14 protein-coding genes and 2 pseudogenes are annotated in these 21,756 nt (G+C 74.4%); 7 read left to right on the top strand and 9 right to left on the bottom strand.

The features are described 5' to 3' along the window. Positions 1-17: 17 nt before the first annotated feature. Genes KSP35_RS13650 through KSP35_RS13635 form a run of 4 tightly spaced genes read left to right on the top strand, consistent with a single transcriptional unit; the run spans position 18 to position 3,719 of the window. Positions 18-1,079, top strand: a complete 1,062-nt coding sequence (locus tag KSP35_RS13650) for an ABC transporter substrate-binding protein (protein WP_216996287.1) — start codon at positions 18-20, stop codon at positions 1,077-1,079. Then, entirely contained in the window at positions 1,076-2,005 is a 930-nt protein-coding gene (locus KSP35_RS13645; RefSeq protein ID WP_216996285.1) for an ABC transporter permease, read from the top strand. Before KSP35_RS13650 ends, KSP35_RS13645 begins: the two co-directional genes overlap by 4 nt. Beyond that, on the top strand, positions 2,002-2,787 hold the full coding sequence (locus KSP35_RS13640; RefSeq protein WP_216996283.1) for an ABC transporter ATP-binding protein: 786 nt from the start codon (positions 2,002-2,004) through the stop codon (positions 2,785-2,787). The genes KSP35_RS13645 and KSP35_RS13640 overlap by 4 nt, the downstream gene beginning before the upstream one ends. Before the next feature lie 44 nt (positions 2,788-2,831). Then, positions 2,832-3,719, top strand: coding sequence for a TauD/TfdA family dioxygenase (locus tag KSP35_RS13635; protein ID WP_216996281.1), 888 nt, complete (start codon positions 2,832-2,834; stop codon positions 3,717-3,719). Positions 3,720-3,756: 37 nt separating this feature from the next. Here KSP35_RS13635 and KSP35_RS13630 read toward each other — a convergent pair whose 3' ends face one another. The 6 genes and pseudogenes from KSP35_RS13630 to KSP35_RS13605 all read right to left on the bottom strand — a co-directional run bounded on the left by KSP35_RS13630 (position 3,757) and on the right by KSP35_RS13605 (position 9,590). After that, the gene (locus KSP35_RS13630; RefSeq protein ID WP_216996279.1) at positions 3,757-4,365 is read right to left on the bottom strand and encodes a poly-gamma-glutamate hydrolase family protein; all 609 of its coding nucleotides are present in this window, start codon (positions 4,363-4,365) and stop codon (positions 3,757-3,759) included. A 13-nt stretch (positions 4,366-4,378) separates the two neighbouring features. Next, positions 4,379-5,261, bottom strand: a pseudogene (locus KSP35_RS13625) (SDR family oxidoreductase). Between the two features lie 10 nt (positions 5,262-5,271). Then, on the bottom strand, positions 5,272-6,051 hold the full coding sequence (locus KSP35_RS13620) for an enoyl-CoA hydratase/isomerase family protein (RefSeq protein WP_216996275.1): 780 nt from the start codon (positions 6,049-6,051) through the stop codon (positions 5,272-5,274). A gap of 161 nt (positions 6,052-6,212) precedes the next feature. After that, complete coding sequence (locus KSP35_RS13615) at positions 6,213-6,701, bottom strand: CAP domain-containing protein (RefSeq protein ID WP_216996273.1); 489 nt, start codon at positions 6,699-6,701, stop codon at positions 6,213-6,215. A 267-nt stretch (positions 6,702-6,968) separates the two neighbouring features. Further along, on the bottom strand, positions 6,969-8,501 hold the full coding sequence (locus tag KSP35_RS13610; protein WP_216996271.1) for an amidase: 1,533 nt from the start codon (positions 8,499-8,501) through the stop codon (positions 6,969-6,971). 75 nt (positions 8,502-8,576) lie between these two features. Then, positions 8,577-9,590, bottom strand: coding sequence for an LLM class flavin-dependent oxidoreductase (locus KSP35_RS13605; protein ID WP_216996269.1), 1,014 nt, complete (start codon positions 9,588-9,590; stop codon positions 8,577-8,579). Between the two features lie 140 nt (positions 9,591-9,730). On the opposite strand from KSP35_RS13605, the gene KSP35_RS13600 reads away from it, so the two are divergent. Then, positions 9,731-10,645, top strand: a complete 915-nt coding sequence (locus KSP35_RS13600; RefSeq protein WP_216996267.1) for a hypothetical protein — start codon at positions 9,731-9,733, stop codon at positions 10,643-10,645. Positions 10,646-10,686: 41 nt separating this feature from the next. After that, on the top strand, positions 10,687-11,490 hold the full coding sequence (locus KSP35_RS13595) for an alpha/beta fold hydrolase (protein ID WP_216996265.1): 804 nt from the start codon (positions 10,687-10,689) through the stop codon (positions 11,488-11,490). Between the two features lie 34 nt (positions 11,491-11,524). Here the strand turns inward: KSP35_RS13595 and KSP35_RS13590 are convergent, their stop codons facing one another. The 3 genes and pseudogenes from KSP35_RS13590 to KSP35_RS25955 form a co-directional block, all read right to left on the bottom strand. Next, complete coding sequence (locus tag KSP35_RS13590; RefSeq protein ID WP_216996263.1) at positions 11,525-12,967, bottom strand: wax ester/triacylglycerol synthase family O-acyltransferase; 1,443 nt, start codon at positions 12,965-12,967, stop codon at positions 11,525-11,527. After that, a complete protein-coding gene (locus tag KSP35_RS13585; protein WP_216996261.1) occupies positions 12,948-13,757 on the bottom strand; it encodes a WS/DGAT domain-containing protein in 810 nt (269 codons plus the stop codon). Before KSP35_RS13585 ends, KSP35_RS13590 begins: the two co-directional genes overlap by 20 nt. 67 nt (positions 13,758-13,824) lie before the next feature. Then, positions 13,825-14,418: pseudogene (locus KSP35_RS25955) on the bottom strand (wax ester/triacylglycerol synthase domain-containing protein); the annotation flags it as partial. Between the two features lie 1,007 nt (positions 14,419-15,425). Here KSP35_RS25955 and KSP35_RS13575 point away from each other — a divergent pair. After that, positions 15,426-21,731, top strand: coding sequence for a type I polyketide synthase (locus tag KSP35_RS13575; protein WP_216996259.1), 6,306 nt, complete (start codon positions 15,426-15,428; stop codon positions 21,729-21,731). Positions 21,732-21,756 lie beyond the last annotated feature (25 nt).

Below are 21,756 nucleotides of genomic sequence, written 5' to 3'. Positions count from 1 at the left end.
TATGGAAAAGGTAGACCTTGCACCCCAGACGCTCCTCCCTCCTCGGCGCCCTGCTCGCCGCCACGCTCCTCACCGGGCTGCTCGGCGCCTGCAGCTCCGACGCCTCCACGCGGGCCGGAGCCGACGACAAGGGCCCGACCACGACCGCGGCGCCGGTGACCGTGCCCGAGACCATCCCGGCCGGCACCAAGCTGCGCATCGGCGACCAGCTCGACTACCTCAAGACGATCCTGAAGCTGTCGGGCCAGGACCAGGACCTGCCCTACGACGTCGAGTACGCCTCGTTCGTGGGCGGCCCGCCGATGCTGCAGGCCTTCAAGGGCGGCGCCATCGACAGCGGCTTCGTGGCCTCCACGCCGCTGATCTTCGCCCAGGCCGCCAAGCAGGACATCGTGGCGGTGGCCGGCTGGGCCGCCGATCGCGGCCTCGGCGGCCTGGTCACCGTCGACCCCAGCATCAAGGGGTGGAAGGACCTCAAGGGCAAGCGGGTGGCGTACCAGCGGGGCACCTCGGCCGAGGCGGCCGTGCTCACCGGCCTGTCCGAGGCCGGCCTGAAGCCCAGCGACATCACCACCGTCGACGTGCCGATCACCCAGATCAGCGCCGCCCTCCAGGGCGGGTCCGCCGACGCCGGCCTCAGCACCGAGCCGCTCATCAGCCTGTTCCTGGCCGGGCACCCGGACGCCAAGGTGGCCGCCGTCCCCGGTGACATCACCGACCGGGGCTCGTTCCTGATCGCCTCGAAGGATGCGCTGGCCGACGAGGGCAAGACCGCCGCCCTGGCCGACTACGCCTCCCGGTTGGTCAAGGCGTTCGCCTGGTTGAAGGACCACCCGGACGACCTCGCCTCGGGCATCTTCGTCAAGCAGTACGGCCTCTCGCCGGAGCGGGCCAAGGAGCTGGTGGCCCAGGGCAACGGCAGCACGAAGTTCTTCGCCCTGCCGGGCGACATCTTGAAGCAGCAGCAGAAGCTGGCCGACCTGTTCGTCGACGCCGGCCAGATCCCCGCCAAGATCGACGTCTCGGCCGAGTTCGACAACCGCTTCAACGACCTGATCCTGGCGGAGCAGGGGAAGTGACCGACCTCGCCGTCACCACGGGTCGCACGGGGCGTCGACGCACGACCGCGGCGTCCGGCACGACCGGCACGCCCGGCACGTCGACGTCACCGCACGCCGTGAGCGCCGCCGACGAGCCCGTGGCCCTGACCCGCCTGGCCACCGGCCGCACCGCCCGCAGCTCTCGGCGCCTGGGCATCCCCCGTGGCGTGGAGCGCCTGGTGGGCGTGGTCCTGTTCATCGCCCTGTGGGAGACGGCGGCCCAGGTGGGTTGGCTGCGCTCGGACATCCTGGCCGGCCCGTCGACGGCGCTCACCGCCGGCGTCGACCTGTGGAAGGACGGCACCCTGCCGTCGTCGCTGTGGGCCTCGCTGCAGCGGGTGGGCTGGGGCCTGGGCCTCGGCATCCCGATCGGCACGGTGCTGGCCCTGTTCGCCGGCCTGTCCCGCATCGGCGACGACGTCGTGGACGCCAACCTGCAGATGCTGCGCTTCGTCCCGATCATCGCCCTGCAGCCCCTCCTGGTGGTGTGGCTCGGGGTGGGCGAGACGGTGAAGGTCACCATGATCGTCATCGGCGTGGCGTTCCCGATCTACGTGAACACCAGCGTGGCCATCAAGAGCATCGACCCGAAGTACCGGGAGCTCAGCGACGTCGTCGGCCTGAGCCGGGGCCAGCTGATCCGGCGGGTCGTGCTGCCCGGTGCGCTCCCGGGCTTCCTGGTGGGGCTGCGCCTTGCCACCGCCATCGCCTGGCTCCTGCTGGTCTTCGCCGAGACCATCAACGCCACCAGCGGCATCGGCTTCATGATGGCCAGGGCCCAGGTGTTCTTCCAGACCGACGTCATCGTGGTCGGCCTGGTCACCTACGCCGTGCTGGGCCTGCTGTCCGACGGCCTCGTCCGCTTCATCGAGCGCCGCCTCCTCACCTGGCAGCCGGGCCGATGACCGCCGTCATCGAGCCCACCGTCGACCTCGACGGCCTGGCCGTCGCCGCCCGGGGGGTCACCCGCACCTTCGGCGACCGAACCGTCCTGCGCGGCCTCGACGTCGACCTGCGACCCGGCGAGTTCGTGGCCCTGCTGGGCCGGAGCGGCTCGGGCAAGAGCACCTTCCTGCGGGCGCTCGCCGGCCTCGACGACGGGGTCGAGGGCGAGATCCACGTCCCGGTGGCCCGCTCGGTCGTGTTCCAGGACCCGCGGCTGCTGCCGTGGGCCAGCGTGCTCGACAACGTGGTCCTCGGCCTGGGCGGCGCCCGGGGCGAGGCCGCCACCGCGGGCCGCGCCGCCCTGGCCGAGGTCGGCCTCGACGGCCACGAGCGGGACTGGCCCAAGACCCTCTCGGGCGGCGAGGCGCAGCGGGCGGCGCTCGCCCGCGCCCTCGTCCGGGAGCCGGCCCTGCTGCTGCTCGACGAGCCGTTCGGCGCGCTCGACGCCTTGACCCGCATCCGCATGCACGCCCTGGTCCAGCAGCTCCACGCCCGGCACGCGCCGGCCGTGCTGCTGGTGACCCACGACGTCGACGAGGCCGTGCTGCTCGCCGACCGCGTGCTGGTGCTCACCGACGGCCGCATCTCCCTCGACGAGGTGGTCGACGTGCCCAGCCCCCGGCTGCGCGGCGACGACCGCTTCATCGCCCTGCGCTCGCGCCTGCTGGCCGAGCTCGGCGTCGACGAGGGCGCCGAGGGCAACCGCCCGGCCGGCGCCACACCGGCCGGAACCCTGACCTGATCCCCAGACCTGCACCCCACCCACCCGAACCCCGGAGCCAAACCTTGACCCTCACCGAACCCCGACCCGACGTCCAGCTCGACGTCCGCTACCTGTCCGGCACCATCGGCGCCGAGATCGCCGGCCTCGACGTCCGCAACCTCGACGAGGCCACCGTGGCCGCCGTCCGCCAGGTCTGGCTGGAGCGCCGCGTGGTGTTCTTCCGCGGCCAGCACCTCGACCCGGCCGAGCACCTGGCCTTCGCCCGCCTGTTCGGCGAGCCCACCGAGGGCCACCCCGTCATCCCGGGCGTGAAGGACAACCCCGAGGTGTTCGAGATCGACTACACCGCCGCCGGCGAGCTCTACGCCACCTACGGCGACGTCGCCTCCTACGAGCGGGGCGTGTCGTGGCACACCGACGTGACCTTCGTGAAGCGCCCGCCGCTCGGCTCGATCCTCCGTGCCGTCGTGGTCCCGGAGTTCGGCGGCGACACCCTGTTCTCCGACCAGGTCGCGGCGTTCAAGAGCCTCAGCCCGGCCCTGCAGGACTTCCTCCGCACCCTCACCGCGGTGCACGACGGCAAGCGCCAGTTCCAGGGCATCCTCGACCTGGTGGGCGAGGGCACGTGGGAGGGCGAGACCTTCACCGCCCTCGAGCCGGTCGAGCACCCGGTCGTGCGCACCCACCCCGAGACGGGCGAGGAGGTGCTGTTCGTGAACCCCGGCTTCACGTCCCGCATCAAGGAGCTCACGCTCAACGAGAGCGATGCCCTGCTCGCCTACCTGCACGCCCATTCGGTCAAGCCCGAGCACACCGTCCGCCACCACTGGACGGCCGGCGACATCGGCTTCTGGGACAACCGCTCCACCCAGCACGCCGTGTCCGGCGACTTCGGCGGCCAGCACCGCGTGATCCAGCGCGTCACCCTCCGCGGCGACGAGCCGCGCTGAGCCAGCTCTCCCCCTGGTCCCCCCGGCGCGTGCGGCGTCAGGGGGACCAGGTGCGGGCGGCGTCGGCCAAGCCGGCGATGAGCGCGGCGGTGGGTGGCGAGAGGCCGTCGGGCCCGGGCGGCGGCGACGAGGGGGCCCGGCCCCGCACCCGCGGCGGCAGCTCGAGCTGCACCCCGCCGAGCCGAGGACGGTTCACCGGGTTGCGGGCGTGCACGCCGCGCAGCTCCTTCGGGATCACGTCGAGGTCGGTCACCACCTCGTAGTCGGGCAGCACGGGGGCGAGGCAGGCGGCCACGTGCTCGGCCAGCGCCCGGTTGGTGCCGCCGGCCAGGAGCCGCGTCCACCACCCGTTGCGGCCGTAGCCGTGCACGGCGATGGCGACGTCGACGTGGGCGAGGAACGCGGCGAGCGCCGGCGACCCGGCGGGGTCGACCTGGATCGACGGCAGGTGCCGCTTCCACCCCGGCGGGTGCAGGACGCCGTAGTACGACGCGCCCGACGCCTCGGCCGCCCGGGACGCCACCACGTCGGTGACCTCCTCCAGCCCGCCGCCGTGGAAGGCCAGGAACCCGAACGTCGACCGCAGCGCGCCGACCTCGACCACGCCCGGCTCCGCCAGCAGCTCGGCGAACGCCTGCCCGGTCACGGTCGCCGGTGCCTCAGGGCTCGAAGGGGGCGCGGCCGAGCTGGTCGCGCACGGGGGGTGACCTCGGGGTTGGTGAGGTGGCGGCGCTGCCAGTTGGCGCCGTCGACGACCAGCGTGTGGCCGGAGATGAAGCGGCCGTAGGGCGAGGCGAGGAACGTGGCCGCCCAGCCCAGCTCCCGGGGGTGGCCGATCCGGTACGCAGGCTGCGACCGGGCCTTGCCCTCGTTGCGATCGAGGTTCTCGCGGATGTCGGCGGTCATGTCCTCGTGAGGCACGAGCCCGGGCACCAGGCCGTTGACCTGGATGCCGTAGGGCCCCCACTCGACGGCGAGCGTCTCGGTCAGGTTCTTGACGCCGGCCTTGGCGGCCGCCGAGTGGGCGAAGCCCGGCCCGCCGGTCCAGGCGTAGGAGGCGCCGACGTTGACGATCGACGCCGGGGTGCCGGCGGCCAGGTGGCGCCGGGCCAGCTCCCGGGCGCAGAGGTAGGTGCCGGTGAGGGTGATGTCGACCACGGTGCGCCAGGCGTTGGGCGAGAGGTCCTCGGCGGGCGACGGGAAGTTGGCGGCGGCGTTGTTGATCAGCACCGACGGCAGCCCGAACGCCTCGGTGGCGGCGTCGAAGGCGGCGGCGACCTGTTCGGCGTCGCGGATGTCGCAGCCCACGGTGAGGACCCGTCCGCCGAGCGCGCCCAGCGCCTCCTCGGCGGCGGCCAGGTGCTCGGGCTTGCGGCTGGCCACCACCAGGTCGGCGCCCAGGCGGGCGAACTCGGAGGCGATGGCCTTGCCCAGCCCGGTGCCGCCGCCGGTCACGAGGACGACGGTGCCGTCGTAGGTGCCGGCCGGCAGGGCGGAGGCGCCGAGGGCAGGAGGTTGGGGCAGGCCGATGGTGTCGGTCACGGTGGCGGGCTCAGCTTCCGGTGTAGCGGGGTTCACGGCCTTCGGCCCGGGCGGCGCGCAGCTCGGCGAGGTCGTCGGAGCGGCTGACGAAGGTCTGGCCGATGAGCTCCTCGGCCATGCTCGAGCGGAGCTCGGGCTCGGCCAGGTGCTTGATGACCCGCCGGGCGGTCTTGATGGTGACGGCCGGGGCGGCGGCGATCTTGGCGGCCATCTCGAAGGCGGTGGCATCGAGGTCTGCGAGGGGCACCACGCGGGAGACAACGCCGTGGGCGTGGGCCTCGGCGGCGTCCATGGCCCGACCGGTGAGCACGAGGTCGCTGGCCACCCCGTGGCCGCAGATCTGGAACAGGCGGCCGACCCCGCCGGTGTCGGGGATGACCCCGTGGGTGACCTCCGGGAGCATGAAGCGGGACCCCTCGGCGGCGATGCGGATGTCGCAGAGCAGCGCCCGCTGGAACGAGGCACCGATGGACCACCCCTTGCTGGCCACGATGATCGGGGCGTCGAGCTCGAAGATCTGCTGGATGCCGCGGTGGCCCCGGGTCATGAGCTCGTGGTGGGTCATGGTGACCTGGCCGCCGCCGATGGCCGCGACGTCGCGGCCCGACGAGAAGCTCTTGCCCTCGGCCCGCCACACCACGGCCCGCACGTCGGGGCGCTCGCGCAGCTCGCCGAGGATCTCGAAGAGGCGCAGGTCCATGTCGTCGTCGAACGCGTTGTGCTTGTCGGGGTTGTCGTTGGTGATGACAGCCACCGGGCCGTCGACCTCCAGGCGGACCTTGTCGGCCATGCAGCAGCGCTCCTCTGCGGCGCCGACTGGGAGCTCGGGCCGCGCTGGCTGATCCTGCCACCTCCGCCTGCCCGCCACCGTGGACGTCTGCACGCCCGCCGTGGCGCGGACGAGCCGCCACCCGGAGGTGGCGGCGCGCCGGTGCCGAGGTTCGCCGCGGGTCAGCAGGTCTTGATGAACACCTGCACGATGAAGGTGCGGTTGCCGTTGTGGGCCACGCCCACGCCGACGCCGTTCCACACCCGGTTCAGGATGTTGCCCTTGTGCACGGTGGAGCGCATGAAGGCGGCCTCGGTGGCGGGGATGGAGCTGCCGTAGCCCACGTTCTCGCCCAGGTTGCACCAGCGGACGCCGATGCCGTCGCTGAGTTTCGAGTGGTAGAGCGTGTTCTCCCGAGCCAGCTTCTCGGCCCACTTCTGGGCCTTGGCCTGGGCGTCGTTCTGGACCGACAGCGTCGCTGCGCCGGCGGCCCTGCGGTCCTTGTTCATGGCGTCGTGCGCCGACTGCTGCTCCTCGCTGAGGCAGCCGCTCAGCAGCAGCGCCAGGACGGCGAACAGCGCCACGGCGTGGCGCGCCGGGTGTCGTCGCCTCGGCTCGGCGGCCGTCGGGGCGGAGCTCGAGCCGGTGGCGGCCCGTTCGGTGGTGTGCATGGATCCTCTCCCCATGTCGGGTGCGCATCGTGGTCTACCCGCCACGTTGTGTGGGATTCGACGATGCGACCGTGCTGCACCTGCCATCGGCCGAAAACGCTACCGGACAAGGGTTCCCGGCAACTGCGCTGCGAGCCCGCCCTGGCGCCGCCATCACGCACGGTGGCGCATCGAGCACGCATCGGCCCAGGTGGGCGGGGCCGGCCCACGGAGCGTGCTCGCTCCGGGCCCGTCGGAAAAGTTTGGAAGATCCGGTTCCGGGGGGCTTCAGGCGGCCGACGGCGCCACCGCGAGCCGCGGGGCGACCATCGGCCAAGGCCGCTCGCGCTCGACGGCGAGGGCGACGTCGAAGAGCAGCGCGTCCTCGTGGTGGCGGCCCAGGACCTGCATGCCCACGGGCAGCCCGTCGATGGTGCCGGCCGGGATGGACACGGCGGGGTTGCCGTAGATGTTGGAGATGATGGTCAGCGCGCCCATGTTCACCATCTCGGGGAACTTGCCGCTGGCGAAGCTCAGCAGCGCCGACGGCAGCCGGGGCGCCACGGTGGCCGCGGTGCGGGTGCCGAAGAGCAGCCCCCGCAGGGCGTAGCGGGCGAGGGGGCTGGACTTGACCCAGTCGATGAGGTCGTCGTCGGCGTTGCTGGTGGCGGCCTCGGCGGCGAAGGCCGGGCCGGGGTTGGTGGCGGCGACGATGAAGTCGGCCTCCTCGAAGGCGCGGGCGACGGCCTCGTTGGCGTGCATGCGCAGCTTCTCGGCCTCGGCCGCGGTGTGGAGGTTGTAGAGCGACTGGGCCAGGTACACGCCGATGGCGACCTCGTCGGTGAGGTCGTCGGCGCAGCGCGGCCAGCGGTCACCGAGCTCGGCGACCAGGGTCGCCAGGTTGCCCATCATCCACTGGGCGGCCAGGTTCGGCGGCTGCACGTCGACCTCGACCTGCACCATGCCGGTGTCGGCGATGAGGGCGGCGGCCTCGGAGCGGATGCGCTCCTCGACGCCGGGCTCCAGGGTGACGCCGCCGAGGGCGGGCACGATGGCGATCCGCTTGCCCTGCAGGTCCTGGGTGCCGAGCGCCCGCTCCCAGCCGCCGTCGGAGGGCAGGGTGGACGGGTCGAAGGCGTCGACGCCGGCGCACACGTCGTAGTAGCGGGCGGCGTCCCGGACGGAGCGGGACAGGTTGCCCTCGACCACGGTGTTGGGGCGCATGTAGGCGTGCGGGCCACGGGTGATGCGGCCGAAGGTGCCCTTCATGCCGAGCAGGCCGTTGTAGCCGGCGGGGATGCGGATGGAGCCTCCGCCGTCGCCGCCCGTGGCCAGGCTGACCAGGCCGCCGGCCACCGCGGAGGCGGAGCCCCCGGACGAGCCGCCGGCGGTGCGGCCGTGGCGCCACGGGTTGTGGGTGACGCCGTTGAGCTTGGTGACGCTCACGTTGAGGCCGCCGAACTCGCTGGCGGCGGTCATGCCCACCGGGACCACGCCGCCGCGCTCGAAGAGCCACTGGATGTGGGTGTCGGTGTGGTCGGCGATGCGGTCCTTGTAGACGAGCGAGGCACCGGTCTGGGGCCAGCCCTCGACGGCCTCGAGCTCCTTCACCGCGGTGGGCACCCCACCGAAGGGCAGGGAGAGGTCGGCGTGCTCGGCGGCCGCCCGCGCCCGCTCGGGGTCGAGGTGGGTGAAGGCGTTGAGGTCGCTGGCCTCGATGGCGGCGTAGGTGGCGTCGAGCTCCTCGACGGGGGAGCGGTCGCCGGCGCGGAACGCGCCGACCAGGGAGCAGGCGTCGCCTTGCCAGGGTGCATCGGTCATCCGGGCATCATCGCGGCTCTCGCTCCGTTTGTCGCCATTTTCGGAGTGATCGCTCGGATACCGGCGGTAGGTGCCTCAGGCGTGGGCGGGGGCGAGGTCCATGACCTCGGCGGTGAGCTCCAGCGAGCGGATGCGGTCGTCCGGGCCGTGGGCCATGGTGGTCACCATGAGCTCGTCGGCGCCGGTGCGCGCCACCAGGTCCTCGAGCGAGCGCCGGACCAGGCCGGGGGTGCCGATGACGTGGTTCTTGCCCCAGCTCTTGGCGATGGCGACCTCCTGCGGCGACCACTCGTGGGCGGCGGCCGCCTCGGGGGTGGGGTAGAGGCCGGGGCGGCCCTGGCGCAGGCGGGCCATCGACAGCGCGGAGGGCCCGGACAGGAAGCGGGCCTCCTCCTCGGTGGGAGCGGCGAGCACGTTCACGCCGAGCATCAGGTACGGCTCGTCGAGCACGTCCGAGGGCGTGAAGGCCCGGCGGTAGACCTCGGCCGCCGCCTCGGTGTTGTCGCCGGCGAAGTGGTGGGCGAAGGAGAACGGGATGCCCAGGCGCCCGGCCAGGTGGGCGCTGTAGTCGCTGGAGCCCAGCAGCCAGATGGCCGGCTGGTAGCCCCGCGCCGGGGTGGCGTGGATCTTGCTGAACGGGTGCTCGGGCGGCAGCGAGTCGTTGAAGTAGCCGAGCAGCTCGCCGAGCAGGTTGGGGAAGTCGTCGCCCTGGTCGAGGCGGTTGGTGCGGCGCAGGGCGGCGGCGGTGACGCCATCGGTGCCCGGGGCTCGCCCGAGGCCGAGGTCGATGCGTCCGGGGTGCAGCGCCTCGAGCATGCCGAACTGCTCGGCCACCACCAGCGGCGAGTGGTTCGGCAGCATGACGCCGCCCGAGCCCAGCCGGAGGGTGGTGGTGCCGGCGGCGAGGTGGGCGATGAGCACCGGCGGCGACGAGCTGGCGATGCCCGGCATGTTGTGGTGCTCGGCCACCCAGTAGCGGTGGTAGCCGAGCCGCTCGGCGGCGCGGGCCAGGCGGAGGGAGGAGGCGAGGGCGTCCGAAGCGGTGGCGCCCTCGCCGACGATGGACAGGTCCAGGACCGACAAGCGCATGGCGTCTGGTCTACCGGCGTGGCCACCGTTTGCGACCCGGCCGAGGCGCGCCGTTCCCAGGAACCTCCCAGCCGGCTCTGAGCGAGGTGGGAGCGCGAGCGGCCAGGGTGGTGGACGTCCCCCGATGCCAGGAGCCCCCGATGCGACGGAACCGCACGACCGCCACGACCCCGACGTCCCCCTCGGCCGCCGGCCCCGCCCTCGACGAGCACGGCCACGCGGCCGGCGAGGTCCACGACCACGACCGTGGCCTCGGCTTCGACCTGGGCACCATGGGGCGGCGCCGGGCCCTCGCCCTGCTCGGCGTCGGCGGCGTGGCCACGCTCGTCGGCTGCGGCTCGTCGAGCTCCGACGGCTCGTCGGCCTCGTCCACCACGGCCGCCGCCTCTGGTTCCTCGACCTCGGCGTCGAGCACCGCGACGGCCGACGGCTCGACGGCCATCCCCGAGGAGACCGGCGGCCCGTACCCGGGCGACGGCTCCAACGGGCCGAACGTCCTCGACGACAGCGGCATCGTCCGGAGCGACATCACGACCAGCTTCGGCGAGTACTCCGGCACCGCCGAGGGCGTCCCGCTCACCGTCAAGGTGACGCTCATCGACGTGGCCGGCGGCGGCGGCCCGCTGGCCGGCGCTGCGATGTACCTCTGGCACTGCGACCGGGAGGGCCGCTACTCGCTCTACTCGCAGGGCGTCACCGACCAGAACTACCTGCGGGGCGTCCAGGAGAGCGACGCCGACGGGAAGCTGAGCTTCACCACCATCTACCCGGCGGCCTACGACGGCCGGTGGCCCCACATCCACTTCGAGGTCTACGAGAGCGCCGACGCCGCCACCTCCGGCGGGCAGAAGCTGCGCACGTCGCAGATGGCGCTGCCCCAGGCCACCGACGAGCTGGTGTACGCCACCGAGGGCTACGAGGCCAGCGTCGCCAACCTGGCCCGCACCTCGCTCGACACCGACATGGTGTTCAGCGACGGCTACGCCACCCAGGTCCCGACGATCACCGGCTCGGTCGACGAGGGCTTCACCGCCCAGCTCAACGTCGGCATCTAGTCCGGCGGGCGGCGGGCCCGCACGTGTGCTCACATGGCCGGGTGCCCACCGCCAGCGTGAACGGGATCGACCTCCACTACGAGCGTTCGGGGGAGGGCGACCGGCTGCTCTACCTCAACGGTTCGGGGGCCACCCTGGCCACCACCGGCATGCTGCTCACCCCGTTCACCAACCGGTTCGACGTGGCGGCCCACGACCAGCGCGGCCTGGGCCTCACGTCCATCCCGCCGGGCCCGTACTCGATGGCCGACTACGCCGCCGACGCCCTCGGGCTGCTCGACCACCTGGGCTGGGACTCGTGCCGGGTGGTCGGCATCAGCTTCGGGGGCATGGTCGCCCAGGAGCTGGCGGTGACCGCGCCCGAGCGGGTGGAGCGCCTCGCCCTGCTGTGCACGTCGCCCGGCGGGCCGGAGCTGGCGTCGTACCCGCTGCACGAGCTGGTGGGCCTGGCGCCGGAGGAGCGCAGCCGCATCGGCACCACCATCCTCGACACCCGGTTCACCCCGGAGTGGCTGGCCGACCCCGCCCACGAGACCGACCGCTTCATCGCCGAGATGATGGCGTCGCGCAACCAGGTCTCGAAGCTGCCCGAGGTGCTCCGCGGCGAGTGGGAGCAGCTCGGCGCCCGCCAGGGCCACGACGTCGTCGACCGCCTCGGCCGCATCACCTGCCCCACGCTGGTGGCCTCGGGCCGCTACGACGGCATCGCCCCGCTGGTCAACGGCGAGGCCATCGCCGAGCGGGTCCCGAACGCCGAGCTGCGCGTCTACGAGGGTGGCCACGCCTTCTTCGGCCAGGACCCCAAGGCCATCCCCGACACCATCCGCTGGCTCGCCGAGGCCTGAGCCGGACCTCAAGCCGCGACCCTGGGCCGCCGGCTCAGGCGGGCGCAGGGGCCGGCGCTGCGGCGCGGCTCGCGACGGCCGCTTGCAGCTCGGCGAAGGCGTCGTGGAGGTGTCCGACCAGCTCGTCGGCATCGGGCACGGCTTCGGCGAAGCAGAGCACGCCGAGCAGGAGGCGGCCGGCGTAGCTCCACAGCATGACGTTGACGCCGACGCCGTTGCTGGGCGGGCCGTCGACCCAGAGGTCCTCGACCTCGGCACCGCAGACCGACCACGGTTCGGCGGGCCCGCGGATGTTGGAGACGAGGACGTTGGCGTCGACCGGGCCGTCGCCCGCTCGCAGCCGGGCCACCAGGGCCCGGGCGCCCGGCTCGGCCACGAACGGGGGGACCAGGTCGAGCCACGCCGGCATGAGCTCCGGGCCGAGGGCGTCGAGCTGGCGGCGGGCCTCGGCGGCGGTGGCGCTGATGGCCTGGAGCCGCTCCCACGGGTCCTCGACGTGGGTGGCGAGCGAGGTGGTGAAGCTCCAGAACCGGTTGCCCGCCTGGCGGGTGGGAGCGTCGGACGGTTCGTAGGAGACGGGGACGCTGGTGAGGAGCGGCTCGGCGGGCACCCCGCCGTGGTCGGCCAGGTAGCGACGGGCGGCGCCGGCCACCACGGCGAGGCAGACGTCGTTGAGCGTGGTCCCCGCGGCGTCCTTGAGGGCGCGGGCGGCCGTCAGGTCGATCGACGCCCGGCCGTAGGAGCGGGGCGCGGTGAACGCCTGGTTCAGCGCGGTGCGCGGCGCCTCGCCGCTGAAGCCCGGCACCTCGGTGGTGGCGGCGGCCTTGCGGGCCTTGGCGGCGGCCACCCGACGCCGGGTGCGCAGCGCGAGGCGAGGGATCGACGCCAGGGCCCGGGCGTGGTCCCGGAGGGCGTCGGCCAGGAGGCGGGCGCAGCCCGGGAGCCGCTCGGGCTCCCACGGCAGGGCGACGCCGGGGAGCGGGTCGAAGGGCAGGTCCGAGTACACCCGACTGAAGGTGGTGAAGGCGGCGACGCCGTCGGCGAGGCAGTGGTGGTACTTCAGCACCAGCGCCTGGCGGCCGTCGGCCAGGCCGCTCACCAGGGTGAGCTGCCAGAGCGGGTGGCGGCGGTCGAGGCGACGCTCGGCTAGCGCCGCGAAGCAGGCGTCGAGGTCCCGCAACGAGCCGTCGCCGCCGACCACCGCCGTGCGCAGGTGGAAGGCGAGGTCGAACCGCGGGTCGCGGACCGCGACCGGGTGGTGGAGGCCGAAGGGCACCCGCACGATGCGCCACCGGAACGACGGCAGCTGGTCGAGGCGCCCCTCGACGTGGCGGCGGACGTCGGCGAGGGTGAGCGGGACCGCTCGACCGTCCGGGCCGGCGGGCGGGCGCAGCAGGCCCACCGCCATCGAGCTCATCGGCTGGGCCGGCGACTCCATGGCCAGGAAGCCGGTGTCCTCACCCGAGAGCCGGTGCACCACGGTCCTCGTCGCTGGGCTGGGCCCGGCTGGTGGTCGAGGACGCCGGGGAGGTGACGGCGGCCAGCAAGGCCTGGACCTCGGCGTGCAGCAGGGCGGCCAGCTCGGCCGGGCGCTCCAGCGCCAGGGGGTTGGTGGCCAGCGACACGTGCAGCTGGTCGCCGTAGCCGACCAGGGTGACGTTGAGCCCGGACTCGTCGGCCACGGGGCCGGACATGTACATCTCCTCCACGCGCTGGCTCCCCACCCGCCAGGTCGGGTTGGGGACCCGCACGTTGGAGACGAGCACGTTGAAGTCGGGCCGGTCCCGCAGGCGCTCCGTGCGGCGCTTGAGGCCGCGCGCCGCGGGCTCGGCGACGGCCGGCGGGATGCGGTCGAGCCAGGACGAGAGCGTGCGGGTGCCCTGGATCTCGAGCTGGAGCTTGGCCTCGGCGTTGCGGGCCGCCACCGCCGCCAGCCGCTCGGCCGGGCCCTCGACGTCGGTCGCCAGGAAGGAGAAGTAGTTGGCGAAGCGGTTGCCCCACTGCCGGGGACCGGCGTCGGGGTCCGGGGTGCCGGGGTCCTCGTCGGCGACGGGCACGTTGACCACGAGGGCCTTGTCCGGCAGCTCGCCACGGGCCAGGAGGTGGGCGCGCAGGGCGCCGGCCACCACGGCCAGGAGCACGTCGCTCAGCGTGGTGCCGGCGGCCTTCCGGATGCGCTGGACGTCGGCCAGGGGAAGCCGGGTGCGGCCGTAGCTGCGGTCGTCGGTGGGGCCGGGGTTGAGGCTCGACGCCGGGGCGTCGTTCATGGGCAGGGGGGGTGGGCTCGGCGGCCTCCTTGCGGCGCTTCTCCACGGCCCGGAACCGCCGGATGGTGCGGACGAGCATGGCGGGCAGCGCCAGCCACGCCCGGAGGTTGGCCAGCAGGCCGGCGAAGAAGAGGCTGGAGCGCCGGGGGAGCGGCGGCACCGGCGGGAGCTCGGCGGCGGCCGGCTCGTCGCCGAGCAGGGCGTCGAGCGTGGCGATCAGGGCTGCGCCGTCGGCGAGGGCGTGGTGGAACTTGAAGATGAGGGCCTGGCGGCCGTCGGCCAGGCCGTGGACGAGCACGACCTGCCAGGCGGGGTGGCGCAGGTCGAGGAGGTCGGGCAGCGCGCCGACCACTAGCGCATCGAGCTGGTCCGGGCCGCCGGGGGCCGCAGCGGTGACCTCCCGCAGGTGGTAGCCCAGGTCGAAGTCCGGGTCCTCGACCCACACCGGGTGGTTGATGCCGAGCGGGATCCGCTCGAGGCGCCACGTGAGCGAGGGGACGCCCGGGAGGTGGCGCGCGACGTGGCGGTGCAGGGCGTCGAGGGTCAGCGGTCCGGCATCGTCGGACGGGGCCGAGAGGATGGCGAGGTCGACGCAGGTCGACGTCTGCGACTCGCTCTCGATGAACAGGAAGCCGGCATCGCTGCCTGCGAGGCGTCGCACTCGTCCCTCCGATCCGGGTGCCAGGCCGGTCGACCAGGTCGCCGGCACCGGCGCGTCCGGCGTCGGCGCACGCCAGCATGCCAGCCCTGCCCGAGGCGGGCCACCGAGGCGCGAGCCGGGTCGCTGCAGCGGCAGAAGCCGAGCACGGACTCGGCTCTTCGCCCCTGGATGGCCGTACGTACATCGGCAGGACAGGAAATGCTCATGTTCGGAGGTGCCCCAGCCGTAGAGCACGGTGTACGCTCTGGGTCGTTCGGACCAGCCTGCTGGTGCGAGCCCGTGGGTTGGTGCGGGGCCCCAGCCGTTCGATCGACCACCAACGCCAGTTCCGGGGGGGAGCCTGTGCCAAGCCACGTCCGTGCCACGTGCACCGGCCCCCGCACAGGAGCCCGAGCCCCAGGAGCGAGCCTCGTGAACCCCGCCGTCGAACGGGTGCTGGTCGCCGACCCCACCGGTGCCGCCAACCCCGCCCTCGTCGCCGCAGGCGTCCGCGCCGGCGGCACCGGCGTGCTCGACGTGGCCGATCGAGCGGCGTTGGACGCTGCGTCGGCCGAGCTGGCTCGCCGGGGCACGGCCTCCTGCTGGCTCCGCCCCGGCCCGGTGCTCGACGCCGCAGCGGCCGGGCTCGGGGTCTTCCCCGTCGTGGTCGTCGCCGCGGGGCCCGACGCCGCGATCGAGGGACGGGTGGCCACGTGGGTGGCCGCCGGCCACCGCGTCGTCGCCCAGGTCTCCTCGCTCGTCGAGGCCCGTGCGGCGCTGGCGGCCGGCGCGTCCGGCCTGCTCGCATCGGGGAACGAGGCGGGTGGGCTCGTCGGCGACACCGAGGCGTCGATCCTGTTCCAGCACCTCGTGGCGCTCGACGTGCCGGTGTGGGTGCGGGGCGGCATCGGCCTGCACACGGCGGCCGCCGTGGTGGCCGGCGGTGGCGCCGGCGTGCTGCTCGACGGCCAGCTCGGGCTGCTGCGCGAGTCGGCGCTCGGCCACGACGCGCCCGGGCGCTCGAGGCCATGGACGGCAGCGAGACCCGCGTGGTCGGCGGCCACCGCATCTACACCCGGCCCGACCTGCCGGCGGCGTCGCTGGCCGACGACACGTCGTCGGCCGAGGTCGCGGCCCGGCTCGGGGCCGACCTGCGCGCCGACCTCGTGCCCTTCGGCCAGGACGGCGGCTTCGCCGCCGGCCTGGCCCGCCGCTTCGTCACCGTGGGCGGCGTGGTCCAAGCCGTGCAGGCGGCCATCGACGACCACCTCGCCGCCGCGGCTGCGGCGCCGCCGCTGGCGCCGGGCGCCGGGGTCTCGGCCGCCCACGGCACCCGCTATCCCATCGCCCAGGGGCCCATGACCCGGGTGAGCGACCGGGCGGCGTTCGCCGCCGCGGTGGCCGACGGCGGCGGCCTCCCGTTCCTCGCCCTCGCCCTGCTGCCGGGCCACGAGGTGCGCGAGCTGCTGCTGGAGACCGCCGAGCTGCTGGGCGATCGCCCCTGGGGCGTCGGGGTCCTCGGGTTCGTGCCGCCAGAGCTGCGAGCCGAGCAGCTCGAGGTGGTCCACGAGGTCGCGCCGCCGGTGGCGCTCATCGCCGGGGGCCGCCCGTCGCAGGCGTCGCCGCTGGAGGCCGCCGGCATCTCGACCTACCTCCACGTGCCGTCGCCGGGGCTGCTCGACCGCTTCCTCAAGGACGGCGCCCGCAAGTTCGTGTTCGAGGGCCGCGAGTGCGGCGGCCACGTCGGGCCTCGGTCGAGCTTCGCCCTGTGGGACGCCCAGATCGAGCGCCTGCTGGACGTGCCGGACCCCGAGCACCTCCAGGTGCTCTTCGCCGGCGGCATCCACGACGCCCGCTCCGCCGCCATGGTGGCGGCGGCCGCGGCGCCCCTCGCGGCGAAGGGGGCGTCCATCGGCGTGCTGATGGGCACGGCCTACCTCTTCACCCAGGAGGCCGTGGCCGGCGGCGCGATCGCCCCGGCCTTCCAGGACGTGGCCGTGGCCTGCGACACCACCGTGCTGCTCGAGACCGCCCCGGGCCACGCCACCCGCTGCGTCGAGACCGACTACGTCCGGGCCTTCGCAGCCCGGCGGGACGAGCTGGTGGCCGAGGGCGTCGATGCCAAGGCGCGGTGGGCCGAGCTCGAGACCCTCAACCTCGGGCGGCTGCGCATCGCCTCCAAGGGCCTGGTCCGCGGTGACGGCGGCCTCGAGCTGGCCGACGAGGACCACCAGCGCCGCGAAGGCATGTACATGATCGGCGAGGTCGCCACCCTCCGCCACGAGGTCACCACCGTCGCGGCCCTGCACGACGACGTCAGCCGGGGCAGCGCCGCGGTGGCCGCGGTGGGCACCGGCGTCACCCGCATCCGCGAGCGGGAGGTGGCGCCGGAGCCGCTCGACATCGCCATCGTGGGCATGGACGCGTTCATGCCGGGCGCGGTGGGCGTCGAGGCGTTCTGGGCCGAGATCGTGGCGGGGACCGACGCCGTCACCGAGGTGGGACCCGAGCGGTGGGACGTCGCCAAGTACTACGACGCCGACGCCTTCACCAAGGGGGCTGGGAAGCGCACGCCGTCGAAGTGGGGCGGCTTCCTCGACCGCATCGGCTTCGACCCGCTGCGCTACGGCATCCCGCCTGCGTCGCTGGCTGCCATCGAGCCGGTCCAGCTGCTGGCCCTGGAGGTCGCCGCCCGGGCCCTGGCCGACGCCGGCTACGCCGATCGACCCTTCGACCGCGAGCGGGCCTCGGTGGTGTTCGGCGCCGAGTCCGGCAACGAGCTGGCCGGCGCGTACGGCATCCGCGCCTTCCTGCCCCAGCTCTTCGGCGACGTGCCGTCGGGCCTGGAGGACTGGCTGCCGTCGCTGACCGAGGACTCGTTCCCCGGCGTGCTCAGCAACGTCATCGCCGGCCGCATCGCCAACCGGCTGGACCTGGGCGGCGTGAACTACACCGTCGATGCCGCCTGCGCCTCGTCGCTCGCCGCGCTCGACGCCGGTTGCAAGGAGCTGCAGACCGGCAGCTCCGACCTCGTGCTGGTGGGCGGCGCCGACCTGCACAACGGCCTCAACGACTACCTGCTGTTCGCGTCGGTGCACGCCCTGTCGCCCACCGGGCGCTGCCGCACCTTCGACGCGTCGGCCGACGGGATCGCGCTCGGCGAGGGCATCGCCTGCGTGGTGCTCAAGCGCCGGGTCGACGCCGAGCGCGACGGCGACCGCATCTACGCGCTGGTCGACGCGGTGGCGGGGTCCAGCGACGGGCGCCACCTTGGGCTCACCGCCCCCCGCAAGGAGGGCCAGCAGCGCGCCGTGCACCGCGCCCTCGCCCGCTCGGGCCGCGCCGCCACCAGCATCGGCCTCGTCGAGGCGCACGGCACCGGCACGGTCGTCGGCGACCGCACCGAGATGGCCACCCTCACCGAGGTGTTCGCCGAGGAGGGCGTCGCCCCCGGCGCCGCCGTGCTCGGCTCGGTCAAGAGCCAGATCGGGCACACCAAGTGCGCCGCCGGGCTGGCCGGGCTGATCAAGGTGGCCAAGGCGGTGCACCACGGCGTGCTGCCGCCCACCATCAACCTCACCGACCCGAACCCCTACTACGACGCCGAGGCCAGCCCCTTCCGCTTCCTCGCCGAGGCCCGTCCCTGGCCGGAGCAGACCCGCCGTGCGGGCATCAGCGCCTTCGGCTTCGGCGGCACCAACTTCCACGCCATCGTCTCGTCCTACGACGCCGGCGATGGCCCCAGCCACGGCGTGGTCCAGTGGCCGGCCGAGCTGTTCGCCTTCCGTGCTGCCACCCCGGCCGCCGCGGTGGCGGCCGTCGACCGGCTGGCCGCCACCGTCGCCGCCATCGTGGCCACCGACCCCACCGGGCAGCGCCACCCGCTGCGCGACCTCGCCGCTGCGGTCTCCCGGTCCGGCACCGGTCCCATCCAGGTGGCCCTGGTGGCCGAGACCCTGCCCGGGTTGCTGGCCCAGCTCGACCAGGCCCGCACCGGCAGCGCCTCGCCGCGCGACGGCGTCTTCCTGGCGGCCGAGCCCGGCGCCGGCCTGGCCGCCGCGGGCGAGGCCCCCACGGTCGGGTTCCTGTACCCCGGGCAGGGGAGCCAGCGACCCGGCATGCTCGCCGACCTCTTCGTCGCCTTCGACGGCCTCGACGACCTGCTGCGGCTGGGGGAGCGCTGGACCGACCGGCTCTTCCCGCCGGCCGCCTTCTCGAAGGAGGCCAAGGCCGCCCAGGTGGCCGCGGTCACCGCCACCGACGTCGCCCAGCCCACCCTCGGGCTGGCCTCGCTCGCCCTCACTCGCCTGCTCGGCCGCCTGGGCATCACGCCCGACGTCGCCGGCGGCCACTCCTACGGCGAGCTGGCCGCCCTGGCCGCCGCCGGCTCGTTCGACGACGCCACCCTGCTCGAGCTGAGCGCGGCGCGCGGCGGGTCGATCCTGGACGCCATCGAGCGCTCCGGCGGCGATCCGGGCACCATGGCCGCCGTGGCGCTCAGCCGCGAGGAGCTCACCGAGCGCCTCGCCGCCTGGCCCGACCTCGTGCTGGCCAACCACAACGGCCCGAAGCAGGCGGTCATCTCCGGGCCCACCGCCTCGGTGCACGAGGCCGTCGCCGCCCTCAAGGAGGCCGGCGCCACCGCCAAGGTCCTGCCCGTCGCGTGCGCGTTCCACAGCCCCCTCATCGCGGCGGCCGGCGACCTGCTCGGCGAGCGCATGGCCTCGTTGGAGGTCGCCGCCCCGGCGTTCCCGGTGTGGTCCAACGTCACCGCCGAGCCGTACCCCGAGGGCGACGCCGGCGCCGTCACCCGCCTCCTGCAGGAGCAGGTCACCGCCGGGGTCCGCTTCGTCGACCAGGTCGAGTCGATGTACGCCGCCGGCGTGCGGGTGTTCGTCGAGGCCGGCCCCGGCCGGGTCCTCACCCAGCAGGTCGGCAAGGTCCTCGGCGAGCGGCCCCACGCCATGGTCGCCTGCGACGTCGCCGGCGAGCCCGGCATCAGGCGCCTCCTGCTGGCGGTGGCCGAGCTGGCCACCCTCGGCCTCCCGGTCGACCCCGCCGCCCTGTTCGACGGCCGCACCGCCCCGGTCGACCTCGACGCCCTGCCCCTCCCGGCCCCCGGCTGGCTCATCGACGGGGCGTTCGTGCGCACCGCCGACGGCACGCCGCTGGCCAACAGCCTCCAACCGGCCGACCAGCTGCCGGCCCTCGAGCTCGAAGGACTCCCCATGGCATCCGGCACCGACGGCGCGAGCGACGTCGTCCTCGAATACCTCCGCAGCGTCCGCCAGATCGTGGCCGCCGAGCGCGACGTCATGCTGCGCTACCTCGGCTCGGCGGTGCCGGCCGGCGCGGCGTTCGACGACTTCGCCGCCGTCATCGAGGGTGCGGCGGCTCCTGCCCCCGCGCTGGCCACCACGGCCTCGGCGGTCCCGGTGGCGGTCGCTCCGGTGGCGGCCACCACCGCGGCCCCGGCCGAGGCCAGGCCGGCCCTCACCGGCGCAGCGCTGCTGCACGAGGTCCAGGCCATCGTGAGCGAGCGCACCGGCTACCCGGTCGAGATGCTCGACCCCGACCTCGACCTCGAGGCCGACCTGAGCATCGACTCCATCAAGCGCATCGAGATCGTGGGCGAGCTGGCCGAGCGCATCGGCCTGGCCGGCCTGGACGAGTCGGCGGTCGACGAAGAGGTCGTCGAGGAGCTGGCCCAGCACAAGTCGCTGCGGGCCATCGTCGAGTGGATCGAGGGCCTGGCCGGGGGCGAGGCCAGCCCGGCCACCGCCGAGGCCACCAACGCCGCCCACGTGGCCCACGAGCCGGTGGCCGAGGCCGCCCACGCCCCGCTGCCCCCGGTGGCGCAGCGCTTCGAGGTGCACACCGAGCTCCTCGGCCCGGCGGTGCCGCTCGGCGACCTGCACGGCGCCACCGTCGGCGTGGTGGCCGGCCACGCGGCGCTCACCGACGCCGTCACCCTGACCCTGATCGAACGGGGCGCCACCGTCACCTCGCTGGCCGCCGAGGCCACCTCGGCCGAGCGCCGCTCGGTGCTGGCGGGGCTCGACGTGCTGGTCGACCTGGCCACCACCGACGCCGCCACCACGGCCGACGCCCGCAGCACCTTCGCCGACCTGCAGCCCGCCCTGCTCGGCTCGGCCCGGCGGGTGCTGGCCGTCACCGTGGCCGTGCACGAGGACGGCCGCCCGACCGGCGTCCCCGGCCTCATGCGAGCCGTCGCCCGCGAGCGCCACGACGCCCTGGTGCGGTCCGTCGAGATCGCCGCGTCGGACCTCATCTACGACCCCGCCCCGTTGGCCGAGAGCATCGTCGACGAGCTGCTCGACCTCGACGCCCCGGCGGCGCTGTCCTGGGCCGGCGGCCAGCGCAGCACCCAGGTCGTCGGCGACGCCGTCGACCTCGCCGTCCCCGGCCCCCTCGACCTCGGGCCCGACGCGGTGGTGGTCGTCACCGGCGGCGCCCGCGGCATCACCGCCCGGGTGGCCGAGGGACTGGCCCGCGCCAACCCGTGCCGCCTGGTCCTGGTGGGCCGGTCGCCGCTGCCCGACGCCGCCGAGGACCGGCGCACCGCGTCGGCCGCCGACCGCCACGCCCTGCGCCGGGCGCTGCTGGAGATCGGCGAGCTCAAGACGCCGCACGAGATCGAAGCGGCCTGCAACCGGATCGAGGCCGACCGCGAGATGCGGCGCACCATGGAGGTGCTCGCGTCGCTGGGCGCCACCGTGGAGTACGTGGCCATCGACGTGCGGGCCCCTGCCTTCGGCAACCTGCTCGACGAGCTCAAGGCCGAGTACGGCCGCCTCGACGGCGTGGTCCACGGCGCCGGCGTCCTCGACGACCACTTCCTCCGGGACAAGACCACCGAGGGCTTCGACCGGGTCTACGGCACCAAGGTCGACGGGGCCCGGGCCATCCTCGCCCGCCAGGCCGGGCTGCGGTTCGTCGTCCTGTTCGGCAGCGTCAGCGGCGTCTTCGGCAACCGCGGCCAGTCCGACTACGCGGCGGCCAACGACGCGCTCGACAGCCTGGCCAAGGCGCACGACGGCCAGCACGGCTGCCGGGTGGTCAGCATCGACTGGGGCCCGTGGGGCGGCGGCGGCATGGTGTCGCCGGAGCTCGAGCGGGAGTACGCCCGGCGCGGCATCGGCCTCGTCGACCCCGACGACGGCGTCCTGGCCCTGCTGCACGAGGTCTCCTCGGCCGAGGGCCCGTCCCAGCTCGTGGTGATGCGCGGCGCCCCCGAGGCCTTCGCGCCTCCCGTCGAGCACCTCGCCGCCAGCGACGACCTCGCCGGGCGCTCCGCCACCGCCACCGACTGATCCGCACCCGTCCATGTCCTCGACC

It is taken from the genome of Aquihabitans sp. G128 (assembly GCF_019048865.1).
GTDB lineage: Bacteria > Actinomycetota > Acidimicrobiia > Acidimicrobiales > Iamiaceae > Aquihabitans.
Note: the sequence above shows the minus strand (reverse complement) of the source record. Positions and strands in the feature narration are given on the sequence as shown.